Here is a 17,713-nt window from a genome sequence, read left to right as displayed (position 1 = left end):
TCCACTGCAAGACCTGCGACATCAAGGACCCCAGCCAGAACATCGTCTGGACCACCCCGCAGGGCGGAGACGGACCAAACTACCCGAACATGTGAAAGGGCCGGTGCCTCGCGACCTCAAGGATAGGTCGCTCAGGGCACCGCGCTGTTGCTTGACCGCGTCTGACCCGCGACAGGAGAAACGACCATGAAGATGGACCGCATCGGCAGCTTCCGCTGGGAAGACCCCTTCCTTCTGGAGGACGAGCTGACCGAGGAGGAGCGCATGATCCGCGACACCGCGCGGGGCTATGCGCAGGACAGGCTTGCGCCGCGCGTGCGCGAGGCCTTCCGCAAGGAACACACCGACCGCGCCATCTTCACCGAGATGGGCGAGCTTGGCCTGCTGGGCGTCACCATCCCCGAGGAATACGGCGGCACCGGCGCGGGCTATGTCAGCTACGGCCTTGTCGCGCGCGAGGTCGAGCGGGTGGACTCGGGCTATCGGTCGATGATGTCGGTGCAGGCGAGCCTTGTGATGCACCCGATCAACGCCTACGGCTCGGACGAACAGCGGCGCAAGTACCTGCCCAGGCTCTGCTCGGGCGAATGGGTGGGCTGCTTCGGGCTGACCGAGCCCGACGCGGGGTCGGACCCCGGCGGCATGAAGACCACCGCCCGAAAGACCGGCGGCGGCTATCGCCTGAACGGCGCGAAGATGTGGATCACCAACAGCCCCCTCGCGGATGTGTTCGTGGTCTGGGCCAAATCCGAGGCGCACGGCGGCAAGATCCGGGGCTTCGTGCTGGACAAGGGCATGAAGGGACTCAGCGCCCCCAAGATCGAGGGCAAGCTGTCCTTGCGCGCCTCGGTCACCGGCGAGATCGTCATGGACGAGGTCGAGGTGGGTGAGGACGCGCTGCTGCCGAACGCCGAAGGCCTCGGCGGTCCGTTCGGCTGCCTCAACCGCGCGCGCTATGGCATCAGCTGGGGCGCGATGGGCGCGGCCGAGGCCTGCTGGCACGCGGCACGGTCCTATGGCCTCGACCGCAAGCAGTTCGGCAAGCCCCTGGCGCAGACGCAGCTGCACCAGCTCAAGCTGGCCAACATGCAGACCGAGATCGCGCTGGGCCTGAACGCGGCGCTGCGGGTGGGCCGGCTGTTCGAGGCAGGAAAGATGCAGCCCGAGATGATCTCCCTCATCAAGCGCAACAACTGCGGCAAGGCGCTGGAGATCGCGCGGATCGCCCGCGACATGCACGGCGGCAACGGCATCTCGGACGAATACCCGGTGATGCGCCACATGGTGAACCTGGAAACGGTGAACACCTACGAGGGCACGCATGACGTGCACGCCCTGATCCTGGGCCGCGCACAGACCGGCCTGCAGGCGTTCTTCTGACGGGATGCGGACAGGAAGATCCTGGTCCCCGTCAAGCGGGTGATCGACTGCACCGTGAAGGCGCGTGTGAGGTTGCATCAAGGTCCCATCCGGCCTGGCGCTGCGGCAGAGTGAGAGGCGCTGCGCCGGGGGTCCGGGCAAGCCGCGCTCGGGAGGGGGCGAGCGCGGCTCGGAACTGGTCGGCCCGGAGGACGGGCCGGTGCCGGACGCCTCGACGCTCTGCCGGAGGCAGGAGACTGTGGCCATCCAGACCCTGTTCCGCCGCGCGGGCGGCGACCTCGCCCTGCTGGTCGACAGCGCCGGCGTGACGATGCGCGGCGACGGCGAGTCGCAGGACCGCAAATGTCTAGCGCCAGCCGGAACCGGCTCTTGCGAGCCGCGGTCCGTGGGGTGAGGGCAGGCCGGTGGCGGGCGGCGCAGCGCAATCGTCCTGTTCAGCGCGCCCTGAGCGCCAGATCCGGTGTCCTTCGGTTGCTGATGCCCATCCGACAACACGCCTTGAGAACGGGTCGAGGATGACCGCCGGACAGACCCATCCCTCACGCGTCGGGACCTGAGGCGGAGGTCGCCAGCCCCCTCGGACTTCGGCCGGTTCGCGGCAAAGTCCTGGTGCAGCAGGGTGGGACGATGTTGAAGGCGTGGTCCCTGTCGGTCGTGCCCTTGACCGTGGGGCTGCGGACGACCTGGATGCCGTTCTGGCGCATCAGGCGCCCGACGCGGCACTGTCCGGCACCGGGACCCGGCGCGTTCGGTTCCTCGGTCAGGCGAGGCGGCCGGTGAGGGAAACGGCCATGGCTCATGCTCTCGCCTGGGCCGGCAGGGCCGAACGGCCCCCCGCGCAGTGGCAGGTGCCCGGGCGACGAAGGGGCCGCCCGGGGTCGGGACTTATTCGGGCTGGTAGTAGCCGACGGCGCAGACCTGATCTTCGACCTTCGTCACGAAGGAGGATTTCTGGGTCGGCTTCTCCTCATTGGGGCGGGTCCACATATACGCCACCTCCTTGTACTCGCCCTCGGTGGCGGCGCCGTAGAGACGTTCCCCGAGCGGCTCGCCGGCCTTGTCCTTGAGTTCGCGCATGGACGTGCCGACGAGGTCCTGGTTGGGGTGGGCGGTAAACTTGCCTTCCTCGTCGCCGCAGAAGACGTAGAGGTCGCGGTCCTTGAAACGGGCGTCGCCCTTGTTGAAGGCCTGAAGGGCAGCGTCGTGGTCTTCCTTGACGGCCGCGACGGCCTGCTCGAGCATTGCTCGCGCTTCTTCGGAGGTGCCGTATTCCGCCTTCTGGGCAAGGGCCGGAACTGCGGTGGCGATAAGGACGGCGGTGACGGTCAGAATGGTGCGCATGGTCTCTTCCCCACAATCGTGCGAGTTGCACGCGGGAAAACTGTGTGGGCGCCGTGTTCCGCCGCGCAAGGAGAAGCCGCCGCGGTGGCGGAAATCTGCCGGGGGACAGGCATTGCAGCGGCAGCGGGCACGAAGGGCTGCGCTTGCCCGTGCGTGGATGACGTCCGTGATCAGACGGCCATGTCCAGCCGCCGCAATGGCAATGGCAGGGAAAGGACGGCAGTCCCCCAAAGGACCGCCCGGCGATCCGGGTTTTCTCCCGCGCCGCGAGGGCCACGGTCTTCGAGGGCAGGGTGTCGCCGGCCGCAAGGCCGTGGTCGCCGACCCGGGCAGGTCCCAGCGCGACCAGCGCCGGGGTGCCCGCGGGAACCGGATCGCCCAGCCCCACCCGTGTGACCACGTGCCGCCCCGCGCCGAGGTTCCGCATCATCGCGCAGACACAATGCTCCAAGCCACCGGCAAGCAGGCGCATTGCCTCAACGCGCGTCGGCTCGGCCCAAGCGGGTAGGACGGCTACGATCACCGGCGGCACTCCCTCTCAATCGCCGGGACCAAGCCCGCCGGAGTGTCATCCAATCTTCACTGGCTTCGGCACATTGTTCCTGTATTCAGGAATTATGGAACCTTATTGTGCTGCCACGGCCTTCTCGACCCTTGGCCACCCGGGCCGGCTGGCCGTCTTCCGGCTGCTGATGCGCTTCGCCCCCCGCGGCGTGCGTCCGACCGAGATCGCCCAAGCACTGGCACTCAAGCCGAACACGCTCTCGCATCATCTCTCGGACCTCGTGGCCTCGGGTCTGGTGCAGGTCGAGCGGCAGGGACGGTCGCTGTTCTATTCGGTCGATCTCGACGCGACCGAAGGACTGATCGGCTATCTGGCCCTGCATGTGGGGCGCGCCCGCCCGGATCTGATCCCTTCGCTTCGTCCCGCCTGCAAGGAGACCCCGCCCATGCGCGACACCGGCTATAACGTGCTGTTCATCTGTTCGGGCAACTCCGCCCGCTCGATCTTTGCCGAGGCGCTGCTGCGCGATCTTGGCAAGGGCAGGTTCAACGCCTGTTCGGCCGGCACCCGGCCGGGAACCCAGCTGAACCCCTTCGCGCTCGAGGTCCTGGCGCGCAACGGCCACGACACGTCCAGCCTGCGGTCCAAGCACATCTCGGAATTCCAGCAGCCGGGCGCGCTGGTGATGGATTTCGTCTTCACGGTCTGCGACACCGCGGCGGCCGAGGAATGCCCGCCTTGGCCCGGCCAGCCCATCACCGGTCACTGGGGCCTGCCGGACCCGGTGAAGGCGGCCGGCACGGCGGCCGAAAAGGCCCTTGTCTTTGCCCAGACCTATGGCGCGCTGCGGCGCCGGATCGAGGCTTTCGTGGAACTGCCCATCGCCTCGCTCGACCGGATCTCGCTGCAGGCGCAGGTCGACCGGATCGACTTTGACGCGCTGAACCACGCAGAGGGCTGAGGCATGACCCGGATTGCCGTGAACGGCCTTGGGCGGATCGGAAAGCTCGTCCTGCGCGACCTGGTCGACACCGGCGCGGGCGGCGAGATCGTCCTGCTGAACGACCCCGAGGGCGACGCCGAACAGCACGCCTTGCTGATGGAATTCGACAGCGTCCATGGCCGCTGGCGCACGCCCGTTTCGCACGAGAACGGCGCACTGGTGCTGAACGGAACCCGCATCCCGCTGAGCCATGAGAGGGCCATCGAGGCCCTGCCGCTGGCGGAGTTGGGCGTCGATCTGGTGATCGACTGCACCGGCGTCTTCAAGACCGCAGCCAAGGCTGCACCTTACTACGCGGCCGGGGTGAGAAAGGTCGTGGTCAGCGCGCCGGTCAAGAACGGCGGGGCGCTGAATCTCGTCTATGGGATAAACCATCACCTTTACGATCCGGCGGCGCATCATCTTGTCACCGCCGCGTCCTGCACGACCAACTGCCTTGCCCCTGTGGTCAAGGTGATCCACGAGGCCATCGGCATCCGCCACGGCTCGATCACCACGATCCATGACGTGACCAACACCCAGACCCTTGTGGACCGTCCGGCCAGGGACATGCGCCGCGCGCGTTCGGCGCTGCTAAACCTGATCCCGACCACCACGGGCAGCGCCACGGCCATCACGCTGATCTATCCGGACCTGAAGGGCCGGTTGAACGGTCATGCGGTGCGGGTGCCGCTGCTCAATGCCTCGCTGACCGACTGCGTCTTCGAGGTCGAGCGCCCGACCACGGCCGAGGAGGTCAATGGGCTGTTCCAGGCCGCCGCCGAAGGCCCCCTGAAGGGCATCCTCGGCCATGAGGCGCGGGCGCTGGTCTCGTCGGACTTCACCAACGATCCCCGCTCGGCGATCGTGGACGGGCCCTCGACCATGGTGGTGAACGGCACCCAGGTGAAGATCTACGCCTGGTATGACAACGAATGGGGCTATGCCTGCCGCCTGGGCGACATCGCGCGCATGGTCGCGCACAGCGTGGCGGCCAGACCGTGACCGCCATGGCCGCTGCCAACCCGTTGCGGGCCTATGCCGCGGTGACCGCCGCCTATTGGGCGTTCATGCTGTCGGACGGCGCGCTCAGGATGCTGGTGCTGCTGCATTTCAGCGCGCTAGGCTTCACGCCGGTGCAGCTGGCCTGGCTGTTCCTGCTTTACGAGGTGGCGGGGATCGTCACCAACCTTGGTGCCGGCTGGCTGGCCGCCCGGTTCGGGCTGGCCGCCACGCTTTACGGCGGGCTGGCCTTGCAGGTCGGGGCGCTGGTGGCCTTGGGCCAGCTCGATCCGGGGTGGAGCGTTCCCGCGTCCGCCGCCTTTGTGATGGGTGTGCAGGCTGTGTCGGGGGTGGCCAAGGATCTGGCCAAGATGTCCGCGAAGTCGGCGGTCAAGCTGCTCGCGCCAGCGGCAGAGGGCGGCCTCTTTCGCTGGGTCGCGTGGCTGACAGGCTCGAAGAACGCGGTCAAGGGTCTGGGCTTCTTCCTCGGCGCCGCGTTGCTGGCACTGGCCGGGTTCCAGGCGGCGGTCTGGGGTATGGCAGCCGTGCTGACGCTGATCCTGATCGCGGTCGCCCTGTTCCTGCCCGCCGGCCTGCCCGGCCGGATGAAATCCTCCGAGGCGTGGAGCGGCTGGCGGTCGAAGGACCCCCGCGTGAACCGGCTGTCGCTGGCCCGGATGTTCCTGTTCGGCGCCCGCGACGTGTGGTTCGTGGTGGGCATCCCGGTCTACTTCCAGGCCGTTCTGTCGGACGGCACAGCCGACGGCCGACGCGCGGCCTTCTTTCTCGTCGGCGGCTTCATGGCGCTGTGGATCATCCTTTATGGCGCGGTGCAGGCCGCGGCCCCGCGCCTCCTCGGGGGCAAACGCCAGTCCCTGGCCACAGTCACGGCCCAGGCGATCCGCTGGGCGGCGCTGCTGGTGCCGATCCCTTTTGCGCTGGCGGCAGCCGCATGGGTCGCGGGCGGCCCGGCGCCCTGGCTGACGGTGACGCTGGTGCTGGGGCTGATGCTCTTCGGCTTCGCCTTCGCGGTGAACTCCTCGGTCCACTCCTACCTGATCCTTGCGTTTGGGGCGGCCGAGCGGATCACCCGGGACGTGGGCTTTTATTACATGGCGAATGCCGCGGGGCGGCTGGTCGGGACGTTCCTGTCGGGCGTCAGCTTTCAGCTGGGCGGGCTGCCGCTCTGCCTCGTCACAGCCGGGGCAATGGCCCTGTGCAGTTGGCTCACCGCGCGCAGGCTCAGCCTCGCCTGAGCAGGAACAGCGCCGCAGGATGTTTGCAAGGCTTTGCGTTCTGCGCCAGATTGCGACGTCCGAAGATCCACGGCATCTTCATCACGGACCTGCTGCGGAGTGGACCATGGCCTACGCGCTTGCCCTCGAGGATCCGAGCGTCGGGGACGCCGTGCGCCGCATCGCGCAGGAGGAGGCGGGACACGCGCTCGGGATGGTGCGCGCCACAGGCGAGCTTGGTCCCCGGGTCCACGCCATGCGCAAGACCGTCAAGAAGCTTCGCGGCCTTTTGCGCCTTGTCCGTCCCGTCTTCCCCTTGGCCCGCGCCGAGAATGCGGTGCTGCGCGACGCCGGACGCGGGCTGTCCGGCCTGCGCGACGCGGCCGTGCAGCTTGCCACGGCCGAGCTGCTGGCCGCGCGCCTGCCTGACGATCGCCGCGAGGCGCTCGTCCTCCCCTTCCGCGAGGCCGCCGCCCACCACGACGCCCGCGCCGAGGAGGAAATGCTGCCCCCCTTTGCCGATGTCATGGACGCGCTGATCCTGCGCAGCGAGGGTTGGCAGCTGACCGAAGACGACTGGGACGCGATCGAGCCCGGCCTTGCCGCCACCTGGACAGCCGCCCGCCGCGCCATGAAGGCGGTGCACAGGACCCCCGACGCCGAGGCGCTGCACGAATGGCGCAAGCGCGTGAAGGATCACTGGTACCAGGCCCGCCTGCTGAAGCCGATCTGGCCGGACCTGATGGACCCCCATATCCGCGCCACCGACGACCTGGGCGAGCGTCTGGGCCTTGTGAACGACTTGGCGGTGTTCCGCGAACGCATCGAGGCCGCGCCCCTTTCACCCGAACTGCGCGCCGAGGCCCATGACCTGGCCATCCTGCGGCACGCCGAGCTGATGGAGCAGATCATGCCGCTGGGCCGCAGGCTTCTGGTCGGCAAGGCCGAGGCGCTGACGGACCGCTGGGGCCTGTGGTGGCGCCTGCGCGGGCATGCCGCCTGAGGTGTCCGGCCAATCGGGTGGATGGGCGCTGCTGCGAAGGCCAGCGTCAGCATCGCCGTCTGTTCGCCGATGGGATGCGAGTCCAGCCCGACGGCTGGCGATCCACCCGGGCCGCCAGGATCGGCCCGGGTCATCGCTTTCTCCTCAGGCGCGCTTCCAGCCGGTGACCATCGCGCGGACCAGGTTCTCGCCGTGACGGCGGCTTTCCAGGATCACGCCGCCGACATGGAAGGCGACCAGCACCAGGATCGCCGTCGCCAGCGCCTCGTGGATCTCCTCCATGGCCTGCGAGCCCCAGAAGGCGTCGGTGGTCTGCAGCCAGCCGGTCAGCGCCGTGGCGGCCGTCACGACCAGCAGCGCGACGATCATCGCGCCCCCCGCCGGATTGTGGCCCAGATAGCGCCGCTCGCGCCCGGTCAGCAGGTCGCGCAGATAGACCAGGACCGCGCGCGGGCCGCGCACGAAGTCCGAAAACCGCGCATGGCGGGGGCCGACAAAGCCCCACGCCACCCGCATCAGGATCAGCGCCAGGACCCCGTAGCCCGCCCATTCGTGCAGCCATTTCACTGCATCCGCCAGCAGCCAGGCCGCCGCGATCAGCAGGGCCTGCGACCAGTGGAAGATGCGGACGAAGGGGTCCCAGACGCGGATCATGTCAGTCGTCCGAACCCACGGCTGCAAAGGTCAGCGGGTCGAAGAAGATCTCGACCTTCTTGCCGGTCTCGTCCGTGGCATAGACCTCGTAGCAGCCATCCTCGGTCTTGACGTTGCTGATGGTCCAGCCCTTCGCGGTCAGCTCGGTCTTCAGCTCCTCGACGGGGCGCCACTGGTCCTGAGGGACGTTGCACTTTCCCTCGGCAAGGGCAGGCAGCGCGGCGGCAAGGCCAAGGGCCGCAGCAAGGGCGAGTTTCACGGAACGCATGATGATCTCCTGTCAGTGATGCAATGTGGTCCCCCTGACGGGCGAAGCTTGCGCCAGGCTTACAAAGCCTGCTTGTGCGGCGGCAGGCCGCAGGCAAGGTTGCGGGTCATGCGGATTCTGGTGATCGAAGACACAGCCGACCTTGCCGATGCCGTGCTGCGCCACCTTCGTGGCCAGGGTCATGCCACGGACCATGCCGCCAGCCGGGACGAGGCCGCGGCGGCCTGGCACGTCGCCACCTATGACGTGGTGTTGCTGGATCTGGGGCTGCCGGACGGATCGGGGCTGGACCTGCTGCGCGCCCGGCGGGCAGCCGGCGACCGCACGCCGGTGATCGTGGCGACGGCGCGCGACCAGATCAGCGACCGCATCAGGGGGCTTGACGCGGGGGCGGACGACTATCTCGTGAAACCCTTCGACCTGGGCGAGCTGTCGGCGCGCCTGCGCGCCCATGCCCGCCGCGCGGCCGGCGACCCCTCGTCCGAGCTGTTCGTCGGGCCGTATCGCATCGACCGCATCGGGGCGCGGGTCTTCCGTGACGGCGACGAGGTGCGGCTCACCTCGCGCGAATGGGCGGTCTTCGACGCGCTGACCACCTCGCGCGGCAGGGTGCTGTCCCGGCAGGCCCTGGAGGAGCGGCTTTATGCCTTCGACGACGAGATCGCGGGCAACGCGGTCGAGGTCTATGTCTCGCGCCTGCGCGCCAAGCTGGGGCCCACGGTGATCGAGACGCGCCGCGGCCTGGGTTATCTGGTTCCATGACCGCGGGCTGGTCACTGCGCGGGCGGCTGCAGCGCCGGGTGCTGGCGGCCGTCGCCCTCGGGTGGCTGGGAAGCCTTGCCGTGGGGATCTACGTCATCGCCCACGAGATGGACGAGCTGCTGGACGAAACGGTGGCCGCCCAGGCGCAGATGATGGCGGCCGTGCTGCCGGCCGGCGCGGCGCCGGACCTGCGGGCCGTGGACGGGCTGACGATGCGGCTTCGTCGGCCCGGCACGGCCATCCCTGCCGCGCCCTGGACGCCGCTGGCGCAGGACGGGGCCGCCCGGGCGGGCGGCTGGCACGTCCACCGCGCGACCGATCCGCAGGACGGCCTGATCGTGGAGCTTGGCCAGCCCCTGGCCGAGCGTGACAAGGAGATCCGCGAAGCCGCCCGGGCGCTGCTGCTGCTGATGCTGCCGACGCTGGCGATCGTCCTTTGGGCCCTGCACCGCACGGTCGATGGGGCACTGGTCCCGGCCCTGCGCTTTGCCGAACGGCTGCGCGACCGGCGCACGGGCGACCTGTCCCCCGTCACCGCCGGCGATCTGCCGCGCGAGCTTGCGCCCATCCCCCGGGCGCTGAACGACCATCTGTCCCGCATCGACGCGCTGCTGCAGTCCGAACGCGCCTTTGCTGCCAATGCCGCGCATGAGCTTCGCACGCCGCTTGCGACCGCGATGGGGCAGGCACAACTGCTGGCCGAGGGCCAGGGCGGCGCCCAGGCCGCCGCGCGACTGAACGCCTCGCTGGGACGCCTGGCGAACCTCGTCGAGCGGTTGCTGGAACTGTCGCGGGCCGAAGCGGGGATCGGCGCAGCCGGCAGCTGCGACCTGGTCCGCATCGGGGGCCTGCTGGCGGCCGAGATCGGTGCAGGCCGCATTCTCTTCGACGACGGCGACTTCGAGACGCTTCCGGCCCGCGTGGACGGCGACGTGGCGGCGCTGATCCTTGGCAATCTGCTGCGCAACGCCCTCGATCACGGCACCGGGGGCGTCGTGCTGCGCCTGCGGCCCGGACCCATCGCCATCGTCCAGAACCGCACCGCCGCCGACGCCGGATTTCATCATGGCCGGTTCGAGCGGGGGAAAGCCTCGTCGGGCGCGGGCCTTGGGCTGGTCATCGTGAATGCCCTGGCCAAGGCTAACGGGATCGGACTGACGTTTGACATGAGGAAGGGACTGGCAAGCGTTCGTGTGGCCTTTCCAGCCCCGGCCGCGCCTGGTCCCGCCCGGGCGGCAGGCCGCCACGCCTGATGCGGTCCGATCTCGCCGCTGCGATACGTCGATCGGCCCCTGACCCTCGCCACCTTAACGGCGGGCGTTCCCGATGCGGTCCCCGGGGTGCCGGAGGCCCGCCACCGGCCCGGCTCACAGGGGAACGACCCACAGCAGACCGTTGGCCCGAATGCGCTCAGCGCATCGCGAACAGTTCCTGGTGGAATCGTTCGTTCACCGGCAGACCCTGGCGCGCGAAATCGGCGCGCAGCGCCCCGCCGAAGGCAGGGGGGCCGCAGAACCAGACGCTTGCCGCCTTCCAGTCGGGCACAACGGCCCGGATCCGTTCGCCCGTCAGCAAGCCGTCGCGGGCATCGTGAAGCACGTGAAGGCGCACCCCCGCGGCCTCGGCGTCGGCCTGCAACTTCGCAACGATCTCCTCGCTGTAGTCGGCGGTGGTGTGGAACAGGTCGATCGCCTGTGGATTCGGGCGGCTGGGATAGGCCTGCCGGTCCATCGCAAGCTGCTTCATCCGGGCGATGAACGGCGTGATCCCGATGCCGCCCCCGATCCAGATCTGCCGCGGGCGGTCGTCATCGAAGGTGAAGCAGCCATAGGGTCCCTCGACCTCGACCGGCTGCCCGATCCGCAGCGTCTGCGGCAGGCGCCGCGTGTAGTCGCCCAGTTCCTTGACGATGAAGGTCAGCCGCGGCTCTGCCGGGTTCCAGGTCGAGGCGATGGTGAAGGGATGCGCGTGTTCGCCATCGCCGGCGCTGACAAAGGCGAACTGGCCCGGCCGGTGGCCCGGCCAGCCCTCAAGCGCGCCGATCTCGCCCTCCAGGGCGTGCAGCTCGGGCCGATAGTCCAGCCCGATGATCGTGCCGTCCACCTTGCGGCCGGCCCCCACGCGCCGGAACAGCACGATGACCGCGGCCCATGTCCCCCAGGCGAGAAGCGCCGCCATCAGCACGCCAAGCGGCGAGGTCCAATAGGCGAATTCCAGCAGCACGACAGAGTGGAAGACCAGCACCAGGAAGACCGCGGCCAGCAGGACGTGGGTCTTGTAGAACAGCCGATAGGGAATGCGCCGGATCAGTGCCACGGCGATCAGGATCACCGCGGCATAGAAGGCCAGCTCGCCCACCGACTCGGCCGTGCCGCGCCAGGACCGCAGGGCCTGCTCGATCCCGCCGGCGTCGGCTGCCGGACCGCGCTGCCGGCGCTGAAGCCAGCCGAGGCCGACCGCCCATTTCGGGCCCTGGGACCAGAGCCAGTGGACGACGGCCAGGACCAGCCCGCCGATGCCCAGCCACTTGTGCAGCCGGTACATCTTGTCGAGGCCGCCGATCCAGCGTTCGGGCCATCCTGGCCGCAGCGCGAGGACCATCGCCAGGCTCATGCAGGTCATGGCCAGAAGGCCGCTGAGCTGGACCATCGCGCCGCGCAACGGAAAGAAACCCGCCGGCTGCAGGGCGCGCGGGTCGGCGATCAGCCAGAGCGCGGCGACCGTCGCCAGAGAAGCCCAGAACAGAACCTTGATGCGTCTCATGAGCATCCCCTCGTTTTCGGACAACGGCCTGCTGTAGCACAGCGGGGTCGTGGGATTCAGGCGGCCCGGCCCGTGGCCGAGTGTCACAGGCAGGCAGTGCCGCGCCCTGACATCGCTGCAACGCCAGCGGACGTGCGGTCTTCAGGTCCGCCAGCAGGAAGGCCGTTCCTTGCGGGGCGTTGCCGGCGTCCGTCTCCCCGTCGCACACTCCTCCTTTGCCTGCCCGGGCCGTGCAGGAAACGGCCGTCCTTGCCGGAGGGAACGGCCCCTGATGTCCCTTCCGGGGTGGTCCGGGCAATAAGGATCGGGTCAGGGCGGCGGTTGACTTGCCGGACGGGCCGGAACAGGCTGGACCCAGGGCAAGCCATCAGGAGGCTCCGATGCAGGCTCTTCCCACCCTATCCGCCCTTGCGCTGGCCATCTGCACGGCGGCGGGCCTGCCGGCCGCCGCCCAGACTGCCGCCGCCCCGCTTTCGGCGCCCGCGTCAGGAACGCCGGGCGCTGCCCCGCCGGCCACTGAGGCGGCCGAGCCGGCCGGGATCGACCTGACCCGCTGGCAGGTGCCCGACCTCGACAGCCTGCCCGACGACGAGGAAGGCCGCGCCGTCCGCCTGGGCCACCGTCTGATGACCGAAACCCACGCCGTGATCGGCCCCGAGGTCGCGGACGAGGCCATGCGCTATGCCGGCAACAACCTGTCCTGCCAGAACTGCCACCAGGAGGCCGGCACCAAGCCCTATGCCATGCCGGTGGTCGGCGTCACCTCGGTCTTTCCGCAATACCGCGCCCGCGAGAACCGTCGTTCGACCATCGAGGAGCGGGTGAACGGCTGCATGGAGCGTTCGATGAACGGCCGTCCCCTGCCGCTCGACAGCGCCGAGATGCGGGCCTTTGTCGCCTATTTCGCCTTTCTGTCGCAGGGCATCCCCGAAGGGGCCAGCCTGATCGGCGCGGGCACCTTGCCAGACCCCCCGCCCGACCGCCCCGCCGACCCCGAGGCCGGCGCCGCCGTCTTTGCCGCGCATTGCGTCGCCTGCCACGGCGAGGACGGAAGGGGCCAGCGCAACGGAGAGTCGGGCGACGCCCAGGGCTTTCTGTTCCCGGCGCTGGCGGGCGACGACACCTACAACGATGGCGCGGGCATGTACCGGATGCTGACGGCCTATCGCTTCATCCTGGCCAACATGCCCCAGGGCGCCACCCACGACAGCCCGATCCTGACCCCGGACCAGGCCTATGACGTGGCGGCCTATGTCAACACGCGCCCGCGTCCGCATCTGGAAAAGGTCGCGACCGACTTTCCCGACCTGCTGCGCAAGCCGGCCGACATGCCCTTTCCGCCCTTCGCCGACGACTTCCCCGAGGCGCAGCACAAGTTCGGCCCCTTCAAGCCGATCCAGGACTGGCTGAAGGCGCAACTGGCGGCGCGCGAGCAGGCGGCGTCCCCGCAGAAGCCGATGAACTGACCACGCCGCCCTGCGGTTTCTGCCATGGATCGTCGCCGCGCGCGGCCTGCGGGTAGGCGGCTCCCTCACCAGAGAACAGGCCTGGTGAGCAGGCAAGGGGCGGAGCACGACGTGACCCTGCCAAGGAACGGAACCGGACGGTGCCTGTCGGGTGAGCATGACCGGCGCAGGCAGGGGCGGGGACAGACATCTGCGCCGCCATCGGCTCGCCGGAACCCGCACCAAGGACCTTGGAACACGTGGACCCTGATGCAGCGGTTGGCCTGACGGGCAGTCCGCATCGTTTCCGCCCTTGCAAAAGACTGCACTAACATCCATATACCATCCATGCGGATGGAGAAACGATGAATGTCGGACAAAGTGGTGCCACTGCGGGACAGGGTTCCGGAAACCGAGAAGATCACCATCAACCTCGGCTACGTCGATCTTGGCCGGATCGACCTGCTGGTTCAGGAGGGCTTCTTCTCGAACCGGACCGACTTCATCCGAACCGCGATCCGCAACCAGTTGCGCCAGCAGTCCGAGGAGGTGTCGCGCTCGATCGAGCGCCACAGGCTCGAGGTCGGGCTGCTGGAACTGGGGACGGCCGAACTGGAGGCCGCGAAGGCTGCCGGCGAGACGCTTCACGTCAAGGTCGTGGGCCTTCTCCGCATTGCCCCTGACGTCACGCCAGACCTTGCGTTGCAGACCATCGGCTCGCTGACGGTGCTGGGTGCGTTGCAGGCACGTCCCGAGATCAAGGCCGCCCTGGCCACGAGAATGAAATAGCCGCCGCGCGCGGCCCGAAAGGCAAAGATCATGAACACCAATGACTACGTCGCGGAGATCCTCCGCGCGACCGGCGCCGTGCGGTCCGGCGATCCGGCCGGCGTGACCGCCATCGTCCAGAACGCGCTGGCCCTGGCCGGTCTGTCGGGCCCGCAGGGGAATGCTGCTTACGCCAACCCCGCCCCTGACATCCGGGCGCCTCGCCCGTCCTTGCCGCATCTGGATGGGACGGCCCTGCCGCCTTTGCGGACCGAGCGCCTGCACAAGCCGCTGGGCGAGGTCATCCGCATCCTGCAGGAGGGCGGAAAGGGGCTGACGCTTGACGGACTGCCGGGTCTTGGCCGTCCGTTGCAGGCCCCGGAACCGCCGATGCCCGAGGGCGCCCGGTTCCTGGATCAAAGCCATTCCTGCGCCGCCGGCACGCGCCGCTATCGGCTGTATGTTCCCTCGACCGCGGACGAGGGCCTGCAGGGCCTGATCGTGATGCTGCACGGCTGCACGCAAACCCCCGAGGATTTTGCGGTCGGGACCGGGATGAACGCGCTGGCCGAAACGCACCGGCTGCTGATCGTCTATCCGGCGCAGACCGGCGGCGACAACGCCATGTCCTGCTGGAACTGGTTCCGGCCGGGCGACCAGATGCGGGATGCCGGCGAGCCTGCGATCATCGCCGGCCTGACCGAAAGCCTGCGCGACCAGTATGCCATCCCGGCCGACCGGGTGTACGTGGCCGGTCTGTCGGCCGGCGGCGCGATGGCGGCGATCATGGGGGAAACCTATCCCGAGCTTTACGGGGCGGTCGGTGTCCATTCGGGCCTTGCCTACGGCTCGGCCAACGATGCCATGTCGGCCTTTGCGGTGATGCGCGGGCAGGCGGGGATCGCGCCGCAACCCGTGAATAGCGCCAGGGCGCCGGAGTCCGGCCCAAGGCTGATCGTGTTCCACGGCAGCGCCGACACCACGGTCCACCCGTCCAATGCCGAGCGGATCATCGCCGGTCAGGGCGGAAGCGGGGGGCAGACCGCGCGGTCCGAGGCCGCAGCCTCGGGGGACAGCCGCGGCTTCACGCGCCTGGTCATCCGACGCGAGGACGGCACGCACGGCACCGAGAGCTGGATGATCGACGGCGCGCCGCACGCCTGGTCGGGCGGGCACCCGAGCGGCTCCTACACCGATCCGCGCGGACCCGACGCGTCGGCGGCCATGGTGCGGTTTTTCCTCCATGGCGCATCCGACCTGCCGGGGGCGTGAGGAGGGCAGAGGTCGTCGCCCGGGGGTAAACGCCCGGGCGACGACGTCGCGCGCCCAGGTCCTTGCGACAGGGGGTGCGCGGTCGCGTCGGGCGGGCTTCTCGCAGGAACCCAAGACTGCCCGGGGGCTTGTTCATGCAGGAAATGGGAAAGGACCAACCGATGGGTTTGTGGGATTTCGTGAAGGATGCCGGCAAGTCGGTCTTCGGCGAGGCGCAGGCTGCCGAGCCGCAGCAACAGACGGCACCGAAGCCGGCGACGCCTCAGGCTGCTCCGCAAGGCTCCGCGCAGGCGGCGGCGCCGAAAGCCTCGCCCCAACCAGCGCCGTCCGGTGAGGATGCCGACACCAGGCGCAAGCTCGACGCCCTGAATGCCGAAGTGGCGGCCCTGGGCCTGGACTCGGGCGATGTCCGGCTTCACCTGAAGGGTGACACGGTCACGGTCGTCAGCAAGGGCGCGGATCGGGCCACGATGGAAAAGCTGATCCTTGCGGTTGGCAACGTCAAAGGCATCGCACGCGTCGAAGCCGACCTGCCTCGGGACGCCGGCGCCTCCGGGACGGCCGAACCCGTGTTCCACGAGGTCAAGGCCGGCGATAACCTGTCGAAGATCGCCAGGACGTATCTGGGCGACGCCAATCGCTACCCGGAGATCTTCGAGGCGAACAAGCCGATGCTGAGCGACCCGGACAGGATCTATCCGGGGCAGAAGCTGCGCATACCGCAGAGCTGACGCCCACCCCCCTGTGCGATGCCCCGCTGGGGCTCGGGACCCATGGGTCCTGAGCTTCAGGCATGATTCAGGCTCCGCAAGGAGACCTGTCCATGAGCGACCTTTTCTGGCTGTCGGACGCGCAGATGGCCGATCTTCGGGCCGAGAACTTCGCGGCGACCATCCGTGCTGACACCGGTCCCCAGGGCGGGGGATGATGCGGCCGGGCCGGGCTTGGGTGCCCGGCCACATTCTGCGGGCGGCAAACAATGGCTTTGTACCCCGGCAGGACTGGGCAACCCTCCCACCGCCGCCCTACAAGAGGCTTTCGTCCTAACCGCAGGACTCCTCCGGGTCCGCCCCCCCGCCCGTCCGCTCGGCGGCCGCGACGTGCGTCTTGACCGCCAGGAAGCTGTCCGGCGTCACCGAGATCGAGTCGATGCCCGCGCTGACCAGAAGCCGCGCGAAGGCCGGGTCGTTGCTGGGTGCCTGACCGCACAGGCCGACCTTGCGCCCGGCCGCATGGGCGCGCGCAATCACGGTTTCGATCATCCAGAGGACAGCCGGATCGCGCTCGTCGAACAGGGCCGCCAGATCGGCCGAGTCGCGGTCCACCCCCAGGGTAAGCTGCGTGAGATCGTTCGAGCCGATCGAGAAGCCATCGAACCTTTGCGCGAACTCGGTGGCAAGGATCACGTTCGACGGGACCTCGCACATGACATAGACCTCCAGCCCGTCCTTTCCCCGCTTCAGCCCCGCCTCGGCCATGACGCCGAGCACCTGATCCGCCTCGGCCAGTGTGCGGCAGAAGGGGATCATCACGACCACATTGCGAAAGCCCATCTCGTCGCGCAGCTTTCGGATCGCGCGACATTCCAGAAGAAAGCCGTCGCGATAGCGCGGCGAGTAATAGCGAGAGGCGCCCCGGAACCCGATCATCGGGTTCTCCTCGGTGGGTTCGAACTGCGCGCCCCCCAGAAGGTCGGCGTATTCATTGGTCTTGAAGTCGCTCATCCGGATGATGACGGGATGCGGATGCACGACGGCCGCGATGCGCGACAGGCCGCGCGCAAGGCGGTCCACGAAATACTCGCCCTTGTCCGCATGGCCGCGCGTCAGGGCCTCGATCTCGGCCCATGCGGCGGGGTCCTGCAAGTCATCGAATCGGGTCAGGGCAAGCGGGTGGACCCTGACGGCGTTCGTGACCACGAACTCCATCCGGGCAAGCCCGACCCCGTCCGAGGGCAGCCACCACCAGCGAAAGGCGGCGGCGGGATCGGCGAGGTTCAGCATGATGCGGGTCCGGGTCGCCGGAACGGCGGCGGGGTCGATCTCCTCGACGGTGAAGTCGGCCGCGCCCTCGTAGACGATCCCCTGCTCGCCCTCGGCGCAGGAGACGGTGATCTGCTGGCCGTCCCGGAGACGTTGGGTCGCATCCCCCGCGCCGACGATGGCGGGCAGGCCCAGTTCGCGGCTGACGATGGCCGCGTGCGAGGTGCGACCGCCGTGGTCGGTGACGATGGCGGCGGGGAGTGTCTGAAACTCTGTGTATCTGACCTGGCCCATGCGGTTTTCAGATACGGTCAGGCGTCGAAGCGCCCTGCGAACATTATGGCCAGCTGG

Annotated in this window: 17 protein-coding genes and 2 pseudogenes; 13 read left to right on the top strand and 6 right to left on the bottom strand. The window is 68.9% G+C overall.

Features of this window, described 5'->3' with window-relative positions; all coding sequences use genetic code 11:
- The 3 genes and pseudogenes from DPQ23_RS14455 to DPQ23_RS14445 all read left to right on the top strand — a co-directional run.
- A partial coding sequence (locus tag DPQ23_RS14455) for a 4Fe-4S dicluster domain-containing protein (RefSeq protein WP_162630719.1) occupies window positions 1-95 on the top strand: 95 nt, incomplete at its 5' end.
- A gap of 91 nt (window positions 96-186) precedes the next feature.
- Window positions 187-1,380 carry an acyl-CoA dehydrogenase gene (locus DPQ23_RS14450; RefSeq protein WP_162630777.1) on the top strand — a complete coding sequence of 398 codons (1,194 nt, stop codon included), beginning with the start codon at window positions 187-189 and terminating at the stop codon, window positions 1,378-1,380.
- A 190-nt stretch (window positions 1,381-1,570) separates the two neighbouring features.
- Window positions 1,571-1,723: pseudogene (locus DPQ23_RS14445) on the top strand (transposase); the annotation flags it as partial.
- Window positions 1,724-1,749: 26 nt separating this feature from the next.
- Here DPQ23_RS14445 and DPQ23_RS15985 read toward each other — a convergent pair.
- Window positions 1,750-2,177 (bottom strand): annotated as a pseudogene (locus DPQ23_RS15985) (DDE-type integrase/transposase/recombinase); the annotation flags it as partial.
- An 88-nt stretch (window positions 2,178-2,265) separates the two neighbouring features.
- On the bottom strand, window positions 2,266-2,721 hold the full coding sequence (locus tag DPQ23_RS14440) for a cache domain-containing protein (protein WP_112875484.1): 456 nt from the start codon (window positions 2,719-2,721) through the stop codon (window positions 2,266-2,268).
- A 617-nt stretch (window positions 2,722-3,338) separates the two neighbouring features.
- On the opposite strand from DPQ23_RS14440, the gene DPQ23_RS14430 reads away from it, so the two are divergent.
- The 4 genes from DPQ23_RS14430 (at window position 3,339) to DPQ23_RS14415 (ending at window position 7,448) form a co-directional block, all read left to right on the top strand.
- The gene (locus tag DPQ23_RS14430; RefSeq protein ID WP_112875483.1) at window positions 3,339-4,187 is read left to right on the top strand and encodes a metalloregulator ArsR/SmtB family transcription factor; all 849 of its coding nucleotides are present in this window, start codon (window positions 3,339-3,341) and stop codon (window positions 4,185-4,187) included.
- A 3-nt stretch (window positions 4,188-4,190) separates the two neighbouring features.
- Window positions 4,191-5,213 carry an ArsJ-associated glyceraldehyde-3-phosphate dehydrogenase gene (locus DPQ23_RS14425; RefSeq protein WP_112875482.1) on the top strand — a complete coding sequence of 341 codons (1,023 nt, stop codon included), beginning with the start codon at window positions 4,191-4,193 and terminating at the stop codon, window positions 5,211-5,213.
- A 5-nt stretch (window positions 5,214-5,218) separates the two neighbouring features.
- Window positions 5,219-6,466 (top strand): organoarsenical effux MFS transporter ArsJ, encoded by a 1,248-nt coding sequence (gene arsJ / locus DPQ23_RS14420; protein WP_112875481.1) that lies wholly within the window; start codon window positions 5,219-5,221, stop codon window positions 6,464-6,466.
- 106 nt (window positions 6,467-6,572) lie between these two features.
- Window positions 6,573-7,448, top strand: a complete 876-nt coding sequence (locus DPQ23_RS14415; protein ID WP_162630775.1) for a CHAD domain-containing protein — start codon at window positions 6,573-6,575, stop codon at window positions 7,446-7,448.
- 144 nt (window positions 7,449-7,592) lie between these two features.
- Here DPQ23_RS14415 and DPQ23_RS14410 read toward each other — a convergent pair whose 3' ends face one another.
- Together DPQ23_RS14410 and DPQ23_RS14405 are read right to left on the bottom strand one after the other, a co-directional pair.
- Window positions 7,593-8,102, bottom strand: a complete 510-nt coding sequence (locus DPQ23_RS14410; RefSeq protein ID WP_112875479.1) for a cytochrome b/b6 domain-containing protein — start codon at window positions 8,100-8,102, stop codon at window positions 7,593-7,595.
- A gap of 1 nt (window position 8,103) precedes the next feature.
- Window positions 8,104-8,370 carry a PepSY domain-containing protein gene (locus DPQ23_RS14405; protein WP_112875478.1) on the bottom strand — a complete coding sequence of 89 codons (267 nt, stop codon included), beginning with the start codon at window positions 8,368-8,370 and terminating at the stop codon, window positions 8,104-8,106.
- A gap of 108 nt (window positions 8,371-8,478) precedes the next feature.
- Between DPQ23_RS14405 and DPQ23_RS14400 the strand changes: the two genes are divergently transcribed.
- Both DPQ23_RS14400 and DPQ23_RS14395 read left to right on the top strand, forming a co-directional pair.
- Window positions 8,479-9,132, top strand: a complete 654-nt coding sequence (locus DPQ23_RS14400) for a response regulator transcription factor (protein ID WP_112875477.1) — start codon at window positions 8,479-8,481, stop codon at window positions 9,130-9,132.
- Window positions 9,129-10,385 (top strand): sensor histidine kinase, encoded by a 1,257-nt coding sequence (locus tag DPQ23_RS14395; protein WP_112875476.1) that lies wholly within the window; start codon window positions 9,129-9,131, stop codon window positions 10,383-10,385. Before DPQ23_RS14400 ends, DPQ23_RS14395 begins: the two co-directional genes overlap by 4 nt.
- Before the next feature lie 157 nt (window positions 10,386-10,542).
- Here the strand turns inward: DPQ23_RS14395 and DPQ23_RS14390 are convergent, their stop codons facing one another.
- Window positions 10,543-11,895 carry a ferredoxin reductase family protein gene (locus tag DPQ23_RS14390; RefSeq protein WP_112875475.1) on the bottom strand — a complete coding sequence of 451 codons (1,353 nt, stop codon included), beginning with the start codon at window positions 11,893-11,895 and terminating at the stop codon, window positions 10,543-10,545.
- Window positions 11,896-12,275: 380 nt separating this feature from the next.
- On the opposite strand from DPQ23_RS14390, the gene DPQ23_RS14385 reads away from it, so the two are divergent.
- From DPQ23_RS14385 to lysM, 4 genes are all read left to right on the top strand, one after another.
- On the top strand, window positions 12,276-13,361 hold the full coding sequence (locus tag DPQ23_RS14385) for a c-type cytochrome (protein WP_112875474.1): 1,086 nt from the start codon (window positions 12,276-12,278) through the stop codon (window positions 13,359-13,361).
- A gap of 348 nt (window positions 13,362-13,709) precedes the next feature.
- On the top strand, window positions 13,710-14,129 hold the full coding sequence (locus DPQ23_RS14380) for a CopG family transcriptional regulator (protein WP_112875473.1): 420 nt from the start codon (window positions 13,710-13,712) through the stop codon (window positions 14,127-14,129).
- A 30-nt stretch (window positions 14,130-14,159) separates the two neighbouring features.
- On the top strand, window positions 14,160-15,380 hold the full coding sequence (locus DPQ23_RS14375; RefSeq protein WP_112875472.1) for an extracellular catalytic domain type 1 short-chain-length polyhydroxyalkanoate depolymerase: 1,221 nt from the start codon (window positions 14,160-14,162) through the stop codon (window positions 15,378-15,380).
- 161 nt (window positions 15,381-15,541) lie between these two features.
- Window positions 15,542-16,111: a peptidoglycan-binding protein LysM gene (lysM, locus tag DPQ23_RS14370; protein WP_112875471.1), complete on the top strand. Its 570-nt coding sequence runs from the start codon at window positions 15,542-15,544 to the stop codon at window positions 16,109-16,111.
- Window positions 16,112-16,423: 312 nt separating this feature from the next.
- On the opposite strand, the gene DPQ23_RS14365 is transcribed toward lysM, so the two are convergent.
- Window positions 16,424-17,656: a putative PEP-binding protein gene (locus DPQ23_RS14365; RefSeq protein WP_240602826.1), complete on the bottom strand. Its 1,233-nt coding sequence runs from the start codon at window positions 17,654-17,656 to the stop codon at window positions 16,424-16,426.
- Window positions 17,657-17,713 lie beyond the last annotated feature (57 nt).

This window comes from Paracoccus endophyticus, assembly GCF_003286075.1.
GTDB lineage: Bacteria > Pseudomonadota > Alphaproteobacteria > Rhodobacterales > Rhodobacteraceae > Paracoccus > Paracoccus endophyticus.
This window is presented reverse-complemented; position numbering and strand designations above follow the sequence as displayed.

Excerpts from the sequence above, each read along its gene's own strand:
- DPQ23_RS14450 (WP_162630777.1), top strand. The coding sequence starts at position 187 with ATGAAGATGGACCGCATCGGCAGCTTCCGCTGGGAAGACCCCTTCCTT.
- DPQ23_RS14440 (WP_112875484.1), bottom strand. The coding sequence starts at position 2,721 with ATGCGCACCATTCTGACCGTCACCGCCGTCCTTATCGCCACCGCAGTT.
- DPQ23_RS14430 (WP_112875483.1), top strand. The coding sequence starts at position 3,339 with ATGGAACCTTATTGTGCTGCCACGGCCTTCTCGACCCTTGGCCACCCG.
- DPQ23_RS14425 (WP_112875482.1), top strand. The coding sequence starts at position 4,191 with ATGACCCGGATTGCCGTGAACGGCCTTGGGCGGATCGGAAAGCTCGTC.
- arsJ (WP_112875481.1), top strand. The coding sequence starts at position 5,219 with ATGGCCGCTGCCAACCCGTTGCGGGCCTATGCCGCGGTGACCGCCGCC.
- DPQ23_RS14415 (WP_162630775.1), top strand. The coding sequence starts at position 6,573 with ATGGCCTACGCGCTTGCCCTCGAGGATCCGAGCGTCGGGGACGCCGTG.
- DPQ23_RS14410 (WP_112875479.1), bottom strand. The coding sequence starts at position 8,102 with ATGATCCGCGTCTGGGACCCCTTCGTCCGCATCTTCCACTGGTCGCAG.
- DPQ23_RS14405 (WP_112875478.1), bottom strand. The coding sequence starts at position 8,370 with ATGCGTTCCGTGAAACTCGCCCTTGCTGCGGCCCTTGGCCTTGCCGCC.
- DPQ23_RS14400 (WP_112875477.1), top strand. The coding sequence starts at position 8,479 with ATGCGGATTCTGGTGATCGAAGACACAGCCGACCTTGCCGATGCCGTG.
- DPQ23_RS14395 (WP_112875476.1), top strand. The coding sequence starts at position 9,129 with ATGACCGCGGGCTGGTCACTGCGCGGGCGGCTGCAGCGCCGGGTGCTG.
- DPQ23_RS14390 (WP_112875475.1), bottom strand. The coding sequence starts at position 11,895 with ATGAGACGCATCAAGGTTCTGTTCTGGGCTTCTCTGGCGACGGTCGCC.
- DPQ23_RS14385 (WP_112875474.1), top strand. The coding sequence starts at position 12,276 with ATGCAGGCTCTTCCCACCCTATCCGCCCTTGCGCTGGCCATCTGCACG.
- DPQ23_RS14380 (WP_112875473.1), top strand. The coding sequence starts at position 13,710 with ATGTCGGACAAAGTGGTGCCACTGCGGGACAGGGTTCCGGAAACCGAG.
- DPQ23_RS14375 (WP_112875472.1), top strand. The coding sequence starts at position 14,160 with ATGAACACCAATGACTACGTCGCGGAGATCCTCCGCGCGACCGGCGCC.
- lysM (WP_112875471.1), top strand. The coding sequence starts at position 15,542 with ATGGGTTTGTGGGATTTCGTGAAGGATGCCGGCAAGTCGGTCTTCGGC.
- DPQ23_RS14365 (WP_240602826.1), bottom strand. The coding sequence starts at position 17,656 with ATGGGCCAGGTCAGATACACAGAGTTTCAGACACTCCCCGCCGCCATC.